Origin of the sequence: Nocardia pneumoniae NBRC 100136, assembly GCF_000308755.1 — a bacterium.
In the GTDB taxonomy this organism is placed as follows: Bacteria; Actinomycetota; Actinomycetes; order Mycobacteriales; family Mycobacteriaceae; genus Nocardia; species Nocardia pneumoniae.
In genome coordinates this window covers 171,439-188,698 of the sequence record NZ_BAGF01000152.1, presented here as the reverse complement: position 1 = coordinate 188,698, position 17,260 = coordinate 171,439, and the positions used below count along the sequence as shown (strand labels likewise).

General features: G+C 68.4%; 18 protein-coding genes. 12 read left to right on the top strand and 6 right to left on the bottom strand.

All coding sequences use genetic code 11. The annotated features are described in order from the left end of the window. Nucleotides 1-682 precede the first annotated feature (682 nt). Complete coding sequence (locus ON34_RS32810) at nt 683-1,942, bottom strand: PucR family transcriptional regulator (RefSeq protein ID WP_051023491.1); 1,260 nt, start codon at nt 1,940-1,942, stop codon at nt 683-685. 151 nt (nt 1,943-2,093) lie between these two features. Between ON34_RS32810 and pruA the strand changes: the two genes are divergently transcribed. From pruA to ON34_RS32785, 5 genes are all read left to right on the top strand, one after another. Beyond that, complete coding sequence (gene pruA, locus ON34_RS32805; RefSeq protein ID WP_040787190.1) at nt 2,094-3,731, top strand: L-glutamate gamma-semialdehyde dehydrogenase; 1,638 nt, start codon at nt 2,094-2,096, stop codon at nt 3,729-3,731. Next, nucleotides 3,731-4,690, top strand: a complete 960-nt coding sequence (locus tag ON34_RS32800) for a proline dehydrogenase family protein (protein WP_040787188.1) — start codon at nt 3,731-3,733, stop codon at nt 4,688-4,690. Before pruA ends, ON34_RS32800 begins: the two co-directional genes overlap by 1 nt. Before the next feature lie 407 nt (nt 4,691-5,097). Next, nucleotides 5,098-6,552 (top strand): amino acid permease, encoded by a 1,455-nt coding sequence (locus ON34_RS32795; protein WP_051023466.1) that lies wholly within the window; start codon nt 5,098-5,100, stop codon nt 6,550-6,552. Between the two features lie 197 nt (nt 6,553-6,749). Next, nucleotides 6,750-8,153, top strand: a complete 1,404-nt coding sequence (locus ON34_RS32790; protein WP_040787185.1) for an amidase — start codon at nt 6,750-6,752, stop codon at nt 8,151-8,153. 85 nt (nt 8,154-8,238) lie between these two features. Beyond that, nucleotides 8,239-8,724, top strand: a complete 486-nt coding sequence (locus ON34_RS32785; RefSeq protein WP_373291999.1) for an Lrp/AsnC family transcriptional regulator — start codon at nt 8,239-8,241, stop codon at nt 8,722-8,724. 21 nt (nt 8,725-8,745) lie between these two features. On the opposite strand, the gene ald is transcribed toward ON34_RS32785, so the two are convergent. From ald to ON34_RS32770, 3 genes are all read right to left on the bottom strand, one after another. After that, nucleotides 8,746-9,852, bottom strand: a complete 1,107-nt coding sequence (gene ald / locus ON34_RS32780) for an alanine dehydrogenase (RefSeq protein WP_040787467.1) — start codon at nt 9,850-9,852, stop codon at nt 8,746-8,748. A gap of 204 nt (nt 9,853-10,056) precedes the next feature. Continuing rightward, a complete protein-coding gene (locus ON34_RS32775) occupies nt 10,057-10,488 on the bottom strand; it encodes a nitroreductase family deazaflavin-dependent oxidoreductase (RefSeq protein WP_040787180.1) in 432 nt (143 codons plus the stop codon). Between the two features lie 79 nt (nt 10,489-10,567). Next, a complete protein-coding gene (locus ON34_RS32770; protein ID WP_040787464.1) occupies nt 10,568-10,975 on the bottom strand; it encodes a TIGR03668 family PPOX class F420-dependent oxidoreductase in 408 nt (135 codons plus the stop codon). Between the two features lie 171 nt (nt 10,976-11,146). Here ON34_RS32770 and ON34_RS32765 point away from each other — a divergent pair, with 171 nt between their 5' ends. Further along, entirely contained in the window at nt 11,147-11,563 is a 417-nt protein-coding gene (locus ON34_RS32765) for a hypothetical protein (RefSeq protein WP_040787178.1), read from the top strand. Between the two features lie 76 nt (nt 11,564-11,639). On the opposite strand, the gene ON34_RS32760 is transcribed toward ON34_RS32765, so the two are convergent. After that, entirely contained in the window at nt 11,640-12,365 is a 726-nt protein-coding gene (locus tag ON34_RS32760) for an MBL fold metallo-hydrolase (protein ID WP_040787177.1), read from the bottom strand. Nucleotides 12,366-12,457: 92 nt separating this feature from the next. Between ON34_RS32760 and ON34_RS32755 the strand changes: the two genes are divergently transcribed. The 3 genes from ON34_RS32755 to ON34_RS32745 all read left to right on the top strand — a co-directional run bounded on the left by ON34_RS32755 (nt 12,458) and on the right by ON34_RS32745 (nt 14,607). Then, nucleotides 12,458-13,312, top strand: coding sequence for a helix-turn-helix transcriptional regulator (locus ON34_RS32755; protein ID WP_040787176.1), 855 nt, complete (start codon nt 12,458-12,460; stop codon nt 13,310-13,312). A 75-nt stretch (nt 13,313-13,387) separates the two neighbouring features. After that, entirely contained in the window at nt 13,388-14,155 is a 768-nt protein-coding gene (locus tag ON34_RS32750; protein ID WP_040787174.1) for a glucose 1-dehydrogenase, read from the top strand. 53 nt (nt 14,156-14,208) lie between these two features. Beyond that, a complete protein-coding gene (locus ON34_RS32745; protein ID WP_040787172.1) occupies nt 14,209-14,607 on the top strand; it encodes an NUDIX hydrolase in 399 nt (132 codons plus the stop codon). 57 nt (nt 14,608-14,664) lie between these two features. Here the strand turns inward: ON34_RS32745 and ON34_RS32740 are convergent, their stop codons facing one another. After that, nucleotides 14,665-15,210: a potassium channel family protein gene (locus ON34_RS32740; protein WP_040787170.1), complete on the bottom strand. Its 546-nt coding sequence runs from the start codon at nt 15,208-15,210 to the stop codon at nt 14,665-14,667. Between the two features lie 322 nt (nt 15,211-15,532). On the opposite strand from ON34_RS32740, the gene ON34_RS36675 reads away from it, so the two are divergent. From ON34_RS36675 to ON34_RS32725, 3 genes are all read left to right on the top strand, one after another. Then, entirely contained in the window at nt 15,533-16,018 is a 486-nt protein-coding gene (locus ON34_RS36675; protein WP_157172568.1) for an OmpA family protein, read from the top strand. A 40-nt stretch (nt 16,019-16,058) separates the two neighbouring features. Beyond that, nucleotides 16,059-16,622, top strand: coding sequence for a TetR/AcrR family transcriptional regulator (locus ON34_RS32730; protein ID WP_040787169.1), 564 nt, complete (start codon nt 16,059-16,061; stop codon nt 16,620-16,622). 244 nt (nt 16,623-16,866) lie between these two features. After that, on the top strand, nt 16,867-17,250 hold the full coding sequence (locus ON34_RS32725; RefSeq protein ID WP_051023490.1) for an RNHCP domain-containing protein: 384 nt from the start codon (nt 16,867-16,869) through the stop codon (nt 17,248-17,250). Nucleotides 17,251-17,260: the final 10 nt, after the last annotated feature.

Sequence of the window (17,260 nt, the reverse complement as noted above, 5' to 3'; positions counted from 1 at the left end):
CGACGCGGCCGGAACTCCCCCGCCTGCCTACCGAGCGCCTCTACATCGAGCCATGACCCGTCCGCCGCCAACATGCCCGTGGCGTTTCGGACAGCGCTGTGTACGTCATTTCAGCGAATCTCCTGGCCGATGCACGCAGAACGTCGGCCAACGTTCGGGGCCTCGACCGTGACATGCTCGCGGCGGCTGCCCGTGAATTGCCTTCTGTCCGTGCAGGACTCCGGCGGAAGTATCGGTGAAGTGAACACTTCCTCCAGCGGGGTGGGGCCGGTGTAGCGGCGGCAGTTGCCGCTGACCCACTCCCGCATGCCGTGGATGCCCTTGCAGGAGATCTCGGCGTGACAGGTACCTATGGCACGGTCGTGCATCGCCAGGTCGTGACCGCAACCGCAGCGCGCGGGAAGTTTCGCCCTCGACCCAGTTCGCCGCCGATGCCCGAAGCGTCCACATACCCAGCCGATACCGACCAGACCGGCACCGACAGCAGAGCTGAGCGGATCCAACATACTCGCAGTACACGTATACGCATAGACGCCGTCATCCGAATCGGAGCTTTCGACAGACCTGCGGTTCGCTACCGTCCGCGAACTGCGCGAAACAGCGGATCTGCCTCCGCGAACGTGCTCTGACTGTGTGTGCGCGATAAATCGTTGCCGTACTTACCGTTTCGACGAGGGTATCGTCAGGCGGAGCCCTGAGGCAATTGGCCGGGTGCGCGGCGATGAAGTGCGAGCTGGATGTCCAGCAGCAGGCGGTCGGCGGGGTCGCCGAGGTCCATGCCGAGGATTTCCTCGACGCGACGGATGCGGTAGCGCAGCGTGTTCGGGTGCACGCGCAGTGCCGCGGCGGCGTTACGGACGTCGCCGTGTTCGCGTAGATAGGCCTCCACGCTGTCGCGCAGGCTCGCGGAATGTTTGCGGTCGTAGTCGAGTAGTGCGCGCAGGCGCGGATCGTGCAGTTCGGCGCGCGAGCCGACGAGGTCGAGCACCTCGCCGAGCAGCACCGCGGTCCGCGACTCGGCGAGGGTGGTCACGCGATGCTTCGGATAGGTCGCGACGGTGTTGTCCAGCACGCGATCGACCTCGGCGCGCGCATCGGCCACCCGGCCGAGGTCAGCGACGGGGCAGGCGATTGCGGCTCGCAACGCCAGCGAGCGCTTCGTTTCCAGCTGTTCGACCAGCTGCCGTGTCCAGTCCGTCACCGTCCGCGCGGACCGGTAGCCGGGAAGCAGGACGTAGACGCGATCACCGAGCGTGGCGGTCACCGAGTCGGCGCGAAAAGAGCTGGCGCGCAAGCGAAGGATGCCGCCGACGGCGGCGGGCTCGGTGGCGGGGGCCTGCTCGGTCGCCGTGAGTGCGAACCCGACCACCGCGGCCGGACCGGTCGGCGGCACACTCAGCGCACTCGCCACCGCCGCCACGTCGACCGCGCCGCCTTCCGCGCCGAACAGCCGCCGGATCAGCCGCGCCTCGGTGGTCGGCGCGTCGAGGGTGCGGGAGATCAGGCGGCCCGCGATGGCCGCGGCACCCCGCAGAACCTCGGCCGCGTCGGGCTTGAACGGCTCAGAGCCTTGCTGGAGCCAGATCGCGCCGAGCGCTCGCGGGGCGCGGACATTCGCGTCCGCGGGATGCCGGATACCGATCACGAGCCTGCGCTTGATGTTCAGCTCGTCGTGCGCGGGCACGTCGATGACCTCGTCGCTGTTGCGCAATCGGTCGTACACACCCCATTTCCGCAGCACGGTCAGGTACTCGCGCGGCCCTTCCCGCCCCAGGATGGACAGCACGCGCAGCTGGTCGGCGGATTCGTCGGATGCCGAGTACGCCAGCACATGCGAGTTCGGGTCCTCGATGGACACCATCCCGCCCGCGTTCTGCGCGACCATCTGCGCCAGCCCGAACAGATCAATGTCCGCGACGACCAGCTCCTCATCCCCGGCCATGTCCATCCTTCGGCCAACTCGACAACGCACTCGCCCCATCTTTGTCCGACTGACTCATTCTTCGGGCAGTTTTCCGGTGTTGACTTCGCCCTACCGGAAAATCACCTAGTACACGCAGGGCGGAGGCAGCCGCCTACCAGCAGGAGGACTCATGGACAACGTCGTGTCGCCACCTCGGCCGGTCAACGAGCCGGTGGGCAGCTTCGCCCCCGGCAGCGCCGAACGCGCGCGCCTGCAGGCGAAACTGACCGAGCTCGCCGCGACGCCGACCGACATCCAGCACGTCATCGGCGGCGAGCATCGGCGCGGTCACGGTCAGCGGCTCGACGTCGTCCAGCCGCACCGGCACGCCGCCGTCCTCGGCACGCTCACCACGGCGGAACCGAACGACGTCGAAGACGCCATCACGGCGGCGACCGCCGCCGCCCCGGGCTGGCGGTCGCTGTCGTTCACCGATCGCGCCGCGATCTTCCTGCGCGCCGCCGACCTGCTCGCCGGGCCATGGCGCGAAACCATCGCCGCGGCAACGATGCTGGGCCAATCGAAGACGGCCTACCAGGCCGAGATCGACACACCCTGCGAGCTGGTCGACTTCTGGCGGTTCAACGTGCACTTCGCCCGCCGCATCCTGGAGGACCAGCCGATCTCGGCACCCGGCGTATGGAACAGGGTGGACTACCGTCCGCTGGAGGGTTTCGTCTACGCGATCACACCGTTCAACTTCTCCGCGATCGCGGGCAACCTGCCCACCGCGCCCGCGCTGATGGGCAACACCGTCGTGTGGAAGCCCGCGGTCACCCAGTCGGTGGCGGCGTACTGGACGATGAAACTGCTGGAAGCGGCCGGCCTGCCGCCCGGCGTGATCAACCTGGTGCACGGTGCGGGACCCGAGGTGTCGAAGGTGGCGCTCGCCGATCGCCGCCTCGCTGGCATCCACTTCACCGGCTCGACCGCAACTTTCCAGCACCTGTGGCGCACGGTCGCGACGAACATCGACCGCTACGACACCTACCCGCGCCTGGTCGGCGAGACCGGCGGCAAGGACTTCGTCGTGGCGCACCACTCCGCCGACCCGGATGTGCTGACCACGGCGCTGATCCGCGGCGCGTTCGACTACCAGGGCCAGAAATGCTCGGCCGCCTCGCGCGCGTTCATCCCGAAGTCGGTGTGGGCCAGGATGGGCCGCGAGTTCGTCGACCGGGTCGCCGCCCTCAGCTACGGCGATGTCACCGACTTCACCCACTTCGGCGGGGCGCTCATCGACCGGCGCGCCTTCGCGAAGAACGCCGACGCCCTCGCCCGCGCCAAGGCGACCCCGAGCCTGACCATCGCCACGGGCGGGCACGCCGACGACAGCGTCGGCTACTTCGTCGAGCCCACCGTGCTGCTCGGCGACGACCCAGCCGACGAGGCGTTCCGCACCGAGTACTTCGGCCCGATCCTGGCCGTGCACGTCTACGACGATTCGGTGCGCGGCTCGTTCGAGTCCACCCTCGACCTGATCGACAAGGGGTCGCCCTACGGCCTCACCGGCGCGGTCATCGCCGAAGACCGCGCGGCCATCGTGACCGCCACCGACCGGCTGCGTTTCGCGGCGGGCAACTTCTACATCAACGACAAACCCACCGGCGCGGTCGTCGGGCAGCAGCCCTTCGGCGGGTCGCGCGCGTCCGGCACCAACGACAAGGCAGGCTCGGCGCAGAACCTGCTGCGCTGGACCTCCGCGCGCACGATCAAGGAAACGTTCGTCCCCGCGACCGACCACCGTTACCCGCACCAGGAGCTGTGATGGCCTTCTCCGGACTGCTCCGGCCCGCCGTGCTGGCGGCCTCCCGTTCCCCGCGCATGGAGCGCACGATCACCCGCCTCCCGGCCACCAAGAAGATCGTCGACCGCTTCGTCGCGGGCGAGACCGAGGACGACGCGGTGACCACGACCTCGGCGTTGCTGCGCTCCGGACGCTTCGTGACGATCGACTACCTCGGCGAGGACACCACCGACCTGGACCAGGCCCGCGCCACCGTGGCGCACTACCTGCGGCTGCTGTCGGCACTGTCGGAATCGGTAGCCGAGGACGAGCGACCCGTGCGACCGCTGGAGGTGTCGCTCAAACTGTCCGCACTGGGCCAATCGCTTCCCCAGAACGGGTACGCCATCGCCCGCGAGCACGCACAGCAGATCTGTACCGCCGCGAGGGACGCGGGCATCTGGGTGACCATCGATGCCGAAGACCACACCACCACCGATTCGACGCTGGCCATCGTGCGTGAGCTGCGCCTGGATTTCCCCTGGCTGGGCACGGTCTTGCAGGCCTATCTCAAACGCACCGAGGACGACTGCCGGATGTTCGCCGGTACCGGATCGAGAATCCGGTTGTGCAAGGGCGCCTACCGGGAACCCGCGTCGGTGGCGTATCAGAGCCGCGCCGCGGTCGACGAGTCCTACGCGCGCTGCTTGCGGGTGCTGATGGAGGGCAAGGGCTATCCGATGGTCGCTACCCACGATCCCGCGCTCATCGACGAGACGCTGCGGTACGTGCACGAAACCGGCCGCGCCACAGACGAATTCGAATTCCAGATGCTGCACGGCATTCGCGACGCCGAACAGCGGCGGCTGGTCGCGGCGGGCCACGCGCTGCGCGTCTACGTGCCCTACGGCGACCAGTGGTACGGCTACTTCATGCGCCGCTTGGCCGAGCGCCCGGCCAACATCGCGTTCTTCCTGCGCTCTTTCGGCCGCTCTGTCTGATTTTGCAGCGCCTGCGGCGCTGTGCTGGTTCGGCCGCGACTTCGTCGCGGCGTGTTCGCGGCCCATCTATGGCTCGCGTCCGAGCGACCGCCGCTGGCGACTGCGTCGCGGACGCGGCGGCCGCTCGGACGCGAGCCGGGCCGCGAACAGGCAATGCTCGATCTCGCTTCGCTCGGAAGCGGTAGCTGGACCGGTGTGGTCGCCCATAGCACCGAAGCATGCACATCGAGGTGCGGTTGACCGCCGCAGCATTCCCTATCCGCGCCTCGGTTCAGCGCCAAAAACCACAGAACTTTATTTGTCCAACTGAACGATCACAGTCGCACTGTGGTCGTATTGAGTAGGCAGCTGGAAATGTGATCTGCGTTACTGCCTCTCCGCGTACCGCAGTGGACGAAAGGAAGTACATGTCCCTCGCGCAGCTACGCAGCCAGATGATGCGCCGTAAACCTCTCGGCGAAATCGAGGAGGAGTCCGCTCCCGCGGATGAGCGACTGGCGCGGTCGCTCGGTTTGTGGCAGCTCACGGCGATCGGCGTCGGCGGCATCATCGGCGCCGGCATCTTCACTTTGGCCGGTGCGGTGGCCCACTCCGTCACGGGGCCGTCGGTGCTCATCTCGTTCCTCATCGCGGGTGTGGCCAGCGGCGCGGCCGCGCTGTGTTACGCCGAGTTCGCCGGGATGGTGCCCAAGGCCGGGTCCGCCTACACCTACGGGTACGTGTCACTCGGCGAGATCGCGGGCTGGTTCATCGGCTGGGACCTGCTGCTGGAGTACATCGCGGTCGCGGCGGTGGTCGCCATCGGCGTGTCCGGGTACTTCAAGTTCCTGCTCGAGCAGGTCGACATCACGCTGCCGGATTGGATGATGGGCGCTTCCGGCACCGGCGAAGGACACGTGGTCGACGTGTTCGCCGTGCTGTTCTGCCTCGGCACGGCCTGGCTGCTCTCGCGCGGCATCCGCAGCGTCGGCCGGTTCGAGACGGTCGCGGTCGGCATCAAAGTCGCCTTGGTCCTGCTCATCATCGTGCTCGGCGTCTTCCACATCGACAGCTCCAACTACACCCCGTACTTCCCGTTCGGCGCGGGCGCGGTGTGGACCGGCGCGGCGACCGTCTTCTTCGCCGTGTTCGGCTACGACGCGATGAGCACCGCCGCCGAGGAGTCCACCGACGGAAAGAAGCACCTGCCGAAGGCGATCATCTACTCGCTGGCCATCGCCATGGTGCTCTACGTGCTGGCCACGCTGGTGTTGACCGGTATGCAGAAATACACCGAGATCAGCCCGACCAGCGGATTCTCCACCGCCTTCGAGTCGGTCGGGCAGCCCGGCGTCGCGAACATCATCGCGGTCGGCGCCATCGTCGGCATCGTCACCGTGGTGCTCACCTTCATGCTCGGCGTGACCCGGGTGTGGTTCGCCATGAGCCGCGACGGCCTGCTGCCGGAATGGTTCGCCAAGACCCATCCGGTCCGGAAGGTGCCCACCCGGGTGACCTGGATCGTCGGCATCGGCTCGGCGTTGATGGCGGGGTTGCTGGACATCACGGTGGTCGCCGAGCTGACCAACATCGGCATCCTGATGGCGTTCATCGTGGTGTCGGTCGCGGTGATGGTGCTGCGGCGCACCCGGCCCGACGAGCCGCGCGAGTTCCGGCTGCCGTTCATGCCGGTCATCCCGCTGATCGGCATCGGGTTCTCGGTGTACCTGATCTGGTCGCTGCCGTGGGAGACGTGGGTACGCTTCGCGGTCTGGCTGGTGGTCGGCCTGACCGTCTATTTCGGCTACTCGCGCACGCATTCCAAGCTCGAGCGCACCGGTTCCGCCGCGCCGGCGGGCCCGCGAACCTCCGAGGGGCACTGACGCCAGCCGCTCGGAGACGGCCGGGTGGGTGGACCGCCACCCACCCGGTTCTCGCCTGAGAGCGCCGGTGAACCGAACCGGCGCGCCGAGAGTGCTCCTTGCAGAATGGTCGCTCGACTCCATACGGTCTTGATATCGGGCATCGATGCCGGGGGCCATACGTGGCGGCTCGCAGGGGCCGAGAGGAGCGGGAGCGGATGGAACTCCAGGATGTCGTCTCGTCAGGCGTACTCGAACAGCGCGAACTGCTGGCGCAGGGGCTTGTCTCAGCGCGACAACTCGTCGAGGCGACACTCGACGGCATCGACGCGGCCGCGGACCTCGGCGCCTTCACCCACGTGCTGCATGCGGAGGCCAGGGCCGAGGCCGCCGAACGGGATCGCGAGCGCGCCGCGGGCGAGGCGGTCGGACCGCTGCACGGCGTCCCGATCGCGGTGAAGGACGAGTTCCACGTCGCCGGTGTGGTCACCACGTTCGGCACCAGGGCGAACTCGACACCCGCCGCGGCCGACGCCGAGATGGTGCGCAGGTTGCGCGCGGCGGGGGCGATCATCGTCGGCAAGACCGCGATGCCGGAGTTCGGGCAATGGCCGTTCACCGAGTCCAGCACCTTCGGGATGACGCACAACCCCTGGGATCCCACCCGCTCCACCGGCGGGTCGAGCGGCGGGTCCGCGGCGGCGGTGGCGGCCGGGCTGGTCCCGGCCGCGCTCGGCGGCGACGGCGGCGGCTCGATCCGCATTCCGTCGGCGTGCTGCGGATTGTTCGGACTCAAACCGCAGCGCGGACGGGTGCCGCTCGACCCGAACGAACACCTGTGGTGGGCGCTGGGCGTCGCGGGGCCGCTCACCCGGAGTGTGCTGGACTCCGCCGTGATCTACGACGTCATCCGCGGCAGCACCCGCACCGACCGATTCCGCGCGCCCGACCCGGAGACGTCGTTCGAGGCGGCGGCCCGCACACCCGCTCGACCGCTGCGCATCGGCTACTGCATGAAATCACCCACGCTGTGGGTGAAACCCGATCCGCTGCATGTGCGTGCCGTCCTCGACACCGCGAAACTGCTGGCGGAGCTCGGTCATACGGTGCTGGAGATCGACCCGGATTACCCGGAAACGACACACGCCTTCTTTCCGCAGTTCTACGGCGGCGTGCGCGCCGAGTTGCCCCAGCTGGAGCATCCCGAACAGCTCGAACGCCGCACCAGGCAGACGGTCAGGGTCGGCGCGTGGGCGCGCCGACCCGTGATCGAATGGGCGATCCGGCGCGGCGAGGCGTTGGCGCGCAAAGCCGATCGCATCTTCGCCGAATGCGATCTGCTGCTCACCCCCACCATCGCGATCCGCCCGCCGCTGCTCGGCGTGCTCGACGGCGCCAGCACAGTGCGCGCCCAGCTCACCTCCGTTCCCATGGTCGCCTACACCGCGGTGTGGAACGTGACCGGACATCCGGCGGCCGCCGTGCCCGTGGGTGTCGGGGAGGACGGGCTGCCGCTGTCGGTTCAGCTGGTCGCTCCCACGAACGGTGAGACGACGATTCTCCCGGTGGCGGCGCAACTGGAGCAGGCACGACCCCAACCTCGCCCGGAGAGGGCCTGGTAACCGAAGAACATTCATCGAATGAGCCGGACTGGCGAACAGAATTCGGTACCTTCGCAGTATGCGCAAGACCGACTCGGCGGGAGGCATGGGCGCCTCCGTCCATCCACCCTCGGGCGTCGCGCTCGACGACATCGACCGGGTCCTGCTCGACCATCTCGCGCGGGACGGGCGGATGACGAACAACGCCCTCGCCGCCGCCGCGGGGATCGCGCCGTCCACCTGCCTGGGACGGGTGCGGGCGCTGGTGCAGCGCGGCGTCATTCGCGGCTTCCACGCCGACATCGACCCGGCCGCACTCGGCCGCAGCCTGCAAGCCATGATCGCGGTGCGCCTGCGCGCGAGCGCGCGCAGGCAACTGGCCGAGTTCGGCGAGCGGATGTCGGCGCTCGACGAGGTGCTCAACGTGTACTTCATCGCCGGCGCCGACGACTATCTCGTGCACGTGGCCACCGCGAACACCGACGAACTGCGCGCGTTCGTGCTGAATCACCTCAGCGCGCATCCCGCGGTCGCCTCGACCGAGACCATCCTCATCTTCGAGCACATGCGGCCCCGGTCGAGCACCGACTGACCACCGCGTCCGGCCCGTTCGTTATGCGGCAGTACTTTTCGCCGCATAGCCGTGCGCCTGCGCCACCGTCGCCGACAGCAGCACGCCGCGGTCGGTGCTCAGCCCCGCGGCCAGTCCCGAATCGGCGGCCAACGCGCCGCGCCATCCCCGATCCGCGAGCGAAACGACATGCGGGAGTGTGGCATTGGTCAACGCGACGGTGGAGGTGTTGGGCACGGCGCCGGGCATGTTGGCCACGCAGTAGAACACCGAATCGTGCACCTGATAGGTCGGCTCGGCATGCGTGGTGGGCCGCGAGTCCGCGAAGCAGCCGCCCTGGTCGATCGCGATGTCGACCAGCACGGAGCCCGGTTTCATCTGGGCGACCAACTCATTGGACACCAGAGTCGGCGCCTTGGCGCCCGGCACCAGCACGGCGCCGATCACCAAGTCCGCCTCGCGCACCGCGGCCTCCACCTCGAGCTTGTTGGACATGACGGTGCGCACCCGGCCGCGATACTGCGCGTCGATCTCGCGCAGGCGGGCGATGTTCAGATCGAGGACGGTGACCTCGGCGCGCATACCGTGCGCCACGGCGATCGCGTTGCCGCCCGCGACGCCCGCGCCGAGCACGGTGACCTTCGCGGGACGCACACCCGGCACGCCGCCCATCAGCACACCGCGTCCACCGGCGCTGCGCATCAGGTGGTAGGCGCCCGCCTGAGCGGCCAGCCGTCCCGCGACCTCGCTCATCGGCGCGAGCAGCGGCAGCGAGCCGTCGCCGCCGGTCACCGTTTCGTAGGCGATCGCGGTGATCCCGGAGGCGAGCAGCGCGTCGGTGCACTCCTTCGACGCCGCCAGATGCAGGTAGGTGAACAGCACTTGGTCCGCGCGCAGGCGCCCGTATTCCTCGGCCACCGGTTCCTTCACCTTGAGCACCAGATCGGCGGTCTCCCATACCTCCTCGGCGCTGTCGAGCACGCGCGCGCCCGCGACCGTGTAGGCCTCGTCCGGGAATGCCGAACCCCGTCCGGCACCTGTCTCGAAGTACACCTCGTGGCCGCGCGAGACGAGTTCGTGCACGCCCGCCGGTGTGCACGCGACACGGTACTCGTGGTTCTTGATCTCGCGGGGGATTCCGATTCGCACCTGCACTCCTGATCGTCGATGGGACGGGTATCGGCGACGCGCGGGAGCGCGATCACCACTCGTCAGGAGTATGAATATTCTGCAAGATCAGGTCTATATATCTGAATATAATTCTCAAATACGTGCGATCTGCATCCAAATCCACGACTACAGGACGCTTCACCGGCTACCGTCCGCAATATCTTCGGACGGTTTCCGGGCGCCTCAGTTCTTCGGCGTCACCAAGACGAGCGGAATCTCCCGTGTGGTCTTCTTCTGGTAATCGCCGTAGGTCGGATACGCGTCGACGACCTTCGGCCACAGCGTCGCCCGCTCCTCCGCCGTCGCCACCCGGGCCGTCATCGGCACCTTCGGGCCGCTGCGCACGGACACGACGACGTCCGGGTTGTCGCGCAGGTTCAGAAACCACGCGGGATGCACGGGGTCGCCCCCACGCGAGGCGACGAGGACATAGGTGTCGCCGTCGACGATCGGCGCGGTGAGCATGACCGCGTGCGGCCGCCCCGACTTGCGGCCGATGGTGGTGAGCTCGAGCGACGGCATGCCCGAAAACTCGTTGCCGAATTTCCCGAAGCTGAGTTTCAACAGGGCGCGATGCGCCGTATTCATGGCCTTCAGCGCGAAATTCGAGGGCATGTGATCCTCACAGTCTTCTCTTCGGACAACTCGGCACGACGGCTGGCGTCAGCGGCGATTCGGACTGTACCGCAGGCGATCACCGCGCCGACCATCCCGACCACCGCGTCACCTCGATGGCGATCACCGGTCCCGGCGGCGGCTGATCCCGGTAGTCGGGATAGCGGGCGGCCAATCGGCGTTTCGCCATATCGGCCTCGGCGGTGTCCGCGATGCGGGCGTCACCGTCGGCGCGCGCCCACCACAGCCGCGTCCAGTCGTCGCTGTACTGGTCGACGAGCACGGTCACCGCGGGGTTCGCCGCGATATTGGCCAGTCGGCGCAGCGCCGTGGTCGTCTTCGGCTTCGCGTCGACGCTGGTGTAGATCCGGTCGCCGACGACGACGAACACGATGGGAACCAGATGCGGGCGCGCCGCCGTTGAAACGGTCGCCAACCGCGCGACCGGACTAGCCGCGAATCGCTCGCGCGCCTGCTCGGAATTCAGCCGCACACCCGCCTCCTAGAGGTCGCGAACCCGCTAATCGGGGATCGAGTCCGTTCCGGCCCCTATGCATCCGGACATTTGCCGTGAAATCCCGGCGATCGCCCACTCCCACGCTACGGTCGAGTCAATGTTTGACCCGTCAACAGGCGTTTCGCCAGAAGGAAGGCGGTAGTGGACATCGATATCACGACGAGGCTGAACCTAGCGTTCGAGATGTGGGAACGCGCGAACGGGCGCCCGCTGGCCGACGAGACGGTCGCGTCATGGCTGACCGCCGCCGGGTACGACCTGACTCCCGGCTACCTGGGGCAGGTGCGGCGCGGGCAGGCCACCACGCTCCCCGAACAGGCCCGCGCCGGGCTGGCGCACGTGTTCGGCCTCGATCCCAACTACTTCGGCTTCGACCCGGGGCCCGGTCAGGCCGAGGACGCCGAAGTGCTCGCGCACCTCGACAATTCGGCCCTGCGCCGCCTCGGACAGGCCGTGGACGGCGTCTCGCTGCGCACCCTGCTCTACCTGGAGTCGGTCGCGGACATCCTCCGCCAGGCCGACGGACTGCCCCCGTCCGAGCAAACCGCACAACTCTGATCGACCAGAAGCAGCGGCTCGGATTGGCCCCCGAAGGCCACCAGGTGGACGGCTCGGGCAGCCCGGTGGGCCGATCTCACCGCTCACCACGCGGCGACACGTCGCCGCGTTCCGGCAGAGGCCGAGCCCGCCACGCCGCGGCGTGCGGGCCACGAAGCACCTCGCCATGACCCACACAGATGGTCTCGACATCCAGTTCCGCCAGCCGCATCACCGCGCGCTCGACGGCGGCGCTGTCGGTGTTGAAGACGCCCGGCATGGTCACGCGCCCCACGTTGGCCAGCGTGTCTCCGGTGAACAGCACTCGATGCTCCGGCACGTGCACGGCGATACTTCCCGCGGTATGCCCGGGGACGGCGATCACTTCCGCTCCCCCGCCGAACGCGATCCGGTCGCCGCCGTCCAGTTCGCGGTCCACCCGGGCCGGTGGGACCGGCGGAATGGGCGGCAGCGCCTCGGCGATGGGAATCTCCCACTCGCGCAGGGTGGGCGGCGGGGCCGCCTGCCCGCCGCGGACCACCTCCGCGTCCGCACGGTGCACCAGCACCTCGGCGCCCCAGCCGCCGATCTCGGCGGCTGCGCCGATGTGGTCGGCATGCGCGTGGGTGATCACGAGCCGCCGCACATCGGCATGCCCGAACCCCAGCTCGCGCAGACCGCGACCGATCGCCTCCGCCGAGCCGGGAAGGCCGCTGTCGACCACGGTCAGTTCGCCATCGTCGTTCCACACGAACACGTTGAGGTCGTTGACTTCCGGGAACTGGAACACGTGCACGCGGGGATGGACCTGGCGAATTCTCACCAGCGCGACGCTAGCCAGCCCGGACCCGCCACAGCAGGGATTCCGCCGCAAGCGAAAGAGACCGGGGCACGGCCCGATTGTTACCGTGACGTATGGCCAGCGAATCCTCTGCGGCGGCACTGCACCGGCGCGCCGAACTCCGCGACTTCCTGCGCACCCGCCGCGCCCGGCTCACACCGGAAGACATCGGCCTGGCCTCGGTGGGGCGGCGGCGGACACCGGGTTTGCGCCGGGAGGAGGTCGCGATCCTGGCCGGAGTCGGCGTGTCCTGGTACACCTGGCTCGAGCAGGGACGCGACATCACCGTCTCCACCGAGGTGCTCGACGCGATCGCCGCGGCGCTGCGGCTGACCGAGCCGGAACGCACGCACCTGTACCTGCTCGCCGGGCTCAACCCGCCGCAGCCGGGCCCGGCGGGCGACGCCGAAGTCACCCCGCAGGTGCACCGGCTGCTCGACGCGTGGGGATTGCGGCCCGCGGTGCTGCGTGACCGGTACTGGAATCTGCTCGCGATCAACGACACCGCTCGCGCGGTTTTCGGATTCGGCGACGCCGACTACAACTGCCTGGTCTCGTTCTTCACGAATGCCGGGTACCGCGGCATGCACACGCAGTGGAACGCGATCGCGCCCGCGGTGGTCGCCGCCTTCCGCGCCGATGCGGCGCACTCCCCCGGCGACCCGCGATTCGGCAAGGTGATCGCCGAACTCGGCGCCGCCAGCCCCGAGTTCGCCGAGATGTGGGCCCGCCACGACGTGAACGCCCCGGTGCAGGCCGTGAAGGCGGTGCGTCATCCCGAGGCCGGTGACCTGTTCTTCGATACGACGACCCTTGCGGTGGCGGACAATCCGGACTGGTTCCTGGTGCTGTACAACCCGCAACCCGGCACCGAGACCGCGGACCGCGTGGAAGGGCTGATGCGCGTCCGGCTCGCCGCCCCGGCGTGACCGTAGCCTGGTGGTACCACACCTAGGTCAACCGCACACTGTTCGCCCAGTGCGCCCTTCGGCACGCTGATTCCCATGACGCACAGCATTTCCCGATTCGACGGCAAGATCGCGCTCATCACCGGCGGCTCCAGCGGCATGGGCCTGGCCACCGCACGCCGGTTGCTCGCCGAGGGCGCACAGGTGATCATCACCGGCCGGGACAAGACCCGGTTGGACGCCGCGGTCGAGCAACTCGGCGACGACCGCGTGCTGGCGATGCCGGGCGACGCGGGGAGTCCGGCCGATCTCGACGCGCTCACCGCCGCCATCCGCGACCGGCACGAACGGCTGGACGTGGTGTTCGCCAACGCGGGCGTCGCCTCCTTCCGACCGTACGGCGAGATCACCGAGGACGAATTCGACCGGGTCGTCGCCATCAACGTCAAAGGCGTGTTCTTCACCATCCAGAAGACCCTGCCGCTGCTGTCCGAGCACGCGGCGATCGTCATCAACGCCTCCTGGACACTGCACCGCGGTCTGCCCGGCGCCTCCCTGTACGCGGCGACCAAAGCGGCCGTACACAACCTGGCGCATACCCTCGCCGCGGAATTGGCGCCCAAGGGAATTCGCGTCAATTCCGTGAGTCCCGGGTTCATCGAGACTCCGATGTTCCACGACAACGTCGCTCCGGACGCGCACACCGCGGTCGTCGCCGAGGTGGCGAGCGGTCGGCTCGGCACCGCCGAGGATGTCGCCGACGCGGTGGCCTTCCTCGCCTCCGACGAGGCGTCCTACGTCAACGGGCAGGACCTGATCATCGACGGCGGACTGGTCGCGGCCGTCTCCCGTCCGATGATGTAGCCCGCGCGAAATCCGGTTGACGGCCGGTTCCTGCCGCTCAGTACAGTGGGCCGGTGATTCGCACCGCGGCGCTGGCCCACATCCGGGATCGTCGCCTGCTGCAGGCGCGTTCGGTCGGCAAGGACGTCTTCTACATGGCCGGCGGCAAGATCGACCCCGGGGAGACGCCCGAGGCCGCGTTGCGTCGTGAGGTGCGCGAGGAACTCGGCGTGGGCGTCGTCTCCTACGCCGAACTCGGGGTATTCCATGCCGAGGCGTACGGGCACTCCCCCGGCACCCGGTTGCACATGACCTGTTTCACCGCCGAACTCGACGGTGAACCCCGACCGACCAGCGAGATCGCCGAGCTGCGCTACTTCACCGTCCGCGAGTACGCCGCCATGGACCACGTCGCCCCCGGCTCGATGATGGTGTTCCGCAGGCTGCACGAACTCGGCGCGGTCGACTGGTAGCCGCCGAGGATCCCGGCGCACCGCGCTTCACTCGCCCGCCGCGTTTCCGGCCCCGAATCAGCCGGATCGGTGTAGTTGCTCCCGCCGGAACCGGACCGCGATAACCAGCAGCCGGAGCACCAGGCCGATCAGGACGAGATTGCCCAGCATCTGGGTGAGCACAACGACCCGGGAGACCTCCGACGTGGCCACGATGTCGCCGAATCCGACTGTGGTGAAAACCGTTACGCAGAAATAGAGGGCGGCGACCCGCGTCAGCGGCTCGCTGAAGTCACCGGGAGAGGTATCGGACATCACGGCGTAGACCGTCGCGTAGCCGACGAGATAGAAGCCGAAAGTCGCCGCCAGCGCCTGCAAGGCCTGCGCGACCGGGTCGGCCGCACGCAGCACTTGCCGGATCTGCCAAGCACCTACCGCGCATACTGTCACCAGACCGAGCAGCAGAAGCACCAGCGTGTGTATGTCGCTGACGTGGGTGAAAGGCAGCGAGAAATACGCCAGCAGCAACGCGGTGATGGTGACGACCGGCGACAGCAGCCCTCGGCGGAGCACCCGCCGCCGGTCTGCGGCTGATCCGCTGTGCGCACCGTTCGCTGTCGACATCGAAGGTCCCCTCCGCATCGGCGTCCGGCCCGGCCGCCTGCTGGGTCACAAGGAGCATGCCTACTGCCGGATCGACGCTACCGCCCCTGCCCACCGAAGTAGATCACTTCCGGTGCCGAATTCCGGCCGCGACGGTGTTCCGGGTATCGAGCGACGTCGAAAAGACCGTCCGGATGAGGCAACTATGCAAGGATCTGTGCACCGGCGTAATCGATCGACGTACTCGGATCCGTTACCGGGATTCGATACCGCACAAATGCTGATCAATTCCAGACATCGAATGACGCAAACCGGAATTCTCCAACCGACCAGGAGTAGGCCGATGATATCCAGGAAAAGCGTCACCGGAATTGCCGCTACGGCCGTCGTGCTGCTCATGACCGCGGCATGCGGCACCGACGACGGCGCGGAGACGACGCCGACGACCGAGCAGACGCACCCGATGCGCAGCAGTGTCGCCACGACCGCGCGGAACGCGATCCAGGATGCGGTCAACGCGGCGCTGGCCGCCGCGCCGATCACCTTCGACAGCGGCAGCTCGGACCTCAGTGGCGGAGACGTCGCCACCATCAAAGCGGTAGCGGTTCCCTTGCGGGGCACCGACGCCAAGGTGGAGATCACCACCTACGCCAAGGATGCGAACGCCGCGACCGCCAAAGCCTTGGCCGAGGCCAGAGGCGACAACGTCGCGGCCGAGCTCGAGTCCGAGGGCATCGACAAGGCGCGCATCAGCGTGAAGGCCGAGCCCAACCCCACTGACGAGGACGTCAAGGTCGACGAGGCGCAGATCGAAGTAGTCGCCGACTAGGCGCGGATTCGCCGTCGACACCGTCGGCCATACTTGGGGCATGGTCGCCGTTACACGCACCCCTCGCAGCAGCTGGATCGAACAGGGCCTCGCGGCGTTGGCGGCGGGCGGCCCGGAGGCCGTGCGGATCGAGAGCCTGGCGGCGGCGCTCGGGGTCACCAAAGGCGGTTTCTACGGGCACTTCGCCGACCGGAACGCGCTGCTGGCCGAGATGCTCGACACCTGGGAACGCGAGACCACCGACGACGTCATCACCCGCGTGGAACGCGAGGGCGGAGACGCGCGCGCGAAGCTGCGGCGTGCGGGTCTGCTCACCTTCTCCGATGACCGGCTGCGCCCGATCGACCTCGCCGTCCGCGATTGGGCCCGGCGCGACCCCGGCGTCGCCGAGCGGCTGCGCCGGGTGGACAACCGGCGCATGGACTACTTGCGCGAGCTGTTCGGCAGCTACTGCTCGGACCCGGAGGAGGTCGAAGCCCGCAGCATGCTCGCCTTCTGCCTGGCGATCGGCAAACACTTCCTCGCCGCCGATCACGGCGGGCGCACCCGCGAGGAGGTCGTCGCGCGGGCCGGGAGCTTCATCCTCGACCTCCCGAACGGGTAGCCCCGGAAATTCGGTGGTGGCCTCGCGGCGGGCGGCGGTAGGGTTGCGCGACCTCGCCAGCGCGAGGGTTTGCCGACGTGTGAAGGAGTGGTTTATGTCCCGGCGAGCGCCGAGCGCGCCTCACCGTGTGGATTCGAACGACCCGTCCGGCCACGCCTGACCCAGCCGACGCCGCAAGCGCTTGTCGAGGCGCGCTCGGTCTTCTCCTGCTGCATTGCACACTGCTCAGTTAGGAGTGATCCGGGTGTCGAGCAACACCTCTTCGTCCCATCGCGGTCCCAGCCCGTCGCTGCGGACCGATACTTTCACCTGTGTCCGCTGCGGGCTCGTCGTCGCGACGCTCGCGCCGGACCACAGCTGGCGCAACCACTGCCCGAGCTGCCTGAGTTCCCGGCACACCCACGACCAGGTCGAGGGCGGCGCGTCCGACTGCGGGGCCCGCATGGCTCCGCTCTCGATCGCCGTTCTGCGCACCGGCGAATGGGCCGTGGTGCACCGGTGCACCCGCTGTCACGAGCTCGCGCTGCACCCCGTGTGCGGCGATGACAATCAGCTGATGCTGATGCGCATGGCCGTGCGCCCGCTGGCCGAGCCGCCGTTCCCGCTCGAAGTGTTCGGCGATCTGTAGGGGGTGCGTG

Excerpts from the sequence above, each read along its gene's own strand:
- ON34_RS32810 (WP_051023491.1), bottom strand. The coding sequence starts at position 1,942 with ATGGCCGGGGATGAGGAGCTGGTCGTCGCGGACATTGATCTGTTCGGG.
- ON34_RS32785 (WP_373291999.1), top strand. The coding sequence starts at position 8,239 with ATGGGCGCCTCCGTCCATCCACCCTCGGGCGTCGCGCTCGACGACATC.
- ON34_RS32790 (WP_040787185.1), top strand. The coding sequence starts at position 6,750 with ATGGAACTCCAGGATGTCGTCTCGTCAGGCGTACTCGAACAGCGCGAA.
- ON34_RS32775 (WP_040787180.1), bottom strand. The coding sequence starts at position 10,488 with ATGCCCTCGAATTTCGCGCTGAAGGCCATGAATACGGCGCATCGCGCC.
- ON34_RS32795 (WP_051023466.1), top strand. The coding sequence starts at position 5,098 with ATGTCCCTCGCGCAGCTACGCAGCCAGATGATGCGCCGTAAACCTCTC.
- ON34_RS32755 (WP_040787176.1), top strand. The coding sequence starts at position 12,458 with ATGGCCAGCGAATCCTCTGCGGCGGCACTGCACCGGCGCGCCGAACTC.
- pruA (WP_040787190.1), top strand. The coding sequence starts at position 2,094 with ATGGACAACGTCGTGTCGCCACCTCGGCCGGTCAACGAGCCGGTGGGC.
- ON34_RS32740 (WP_040787170.1), bottom strand. The coding sequence starts at position 15,210 with ATGTCGACAGCGAACGGTGCGCACAGCGGATCAGCCGCAGACCGGCGG.
- ON34_RS36675 (WP_157172568.1), top strand. The coding sequence starts at position 15,533 with ATGATATCCAGGAAAAGCGTCACCGGAATTGCCGCTACGGCCGTCGTG.
- ON34_RS32730 (WP_040787169.1), top strand. The coding sequence starts at position 16,059 with ATGGTCGCCGTTACACGCACCCCTCGCAGCAGCTGGATCGAACAGGGC.
- ON34_RS32750 (WP_040787174.1), top strand. The coding sequence starts at position 13,388 with ATGACGCACAGCATTTCCCGATTCGACGGCAAGATCGCGCTCATCACC.
- ON34_RS32800 (WP_040787188.1), top strand. The coding sequence starts at position 3,731 with ATGGCCTTCTCCGGACTGCTCCGGCCCGCCGTGCTGGCGGCCTCCCGT.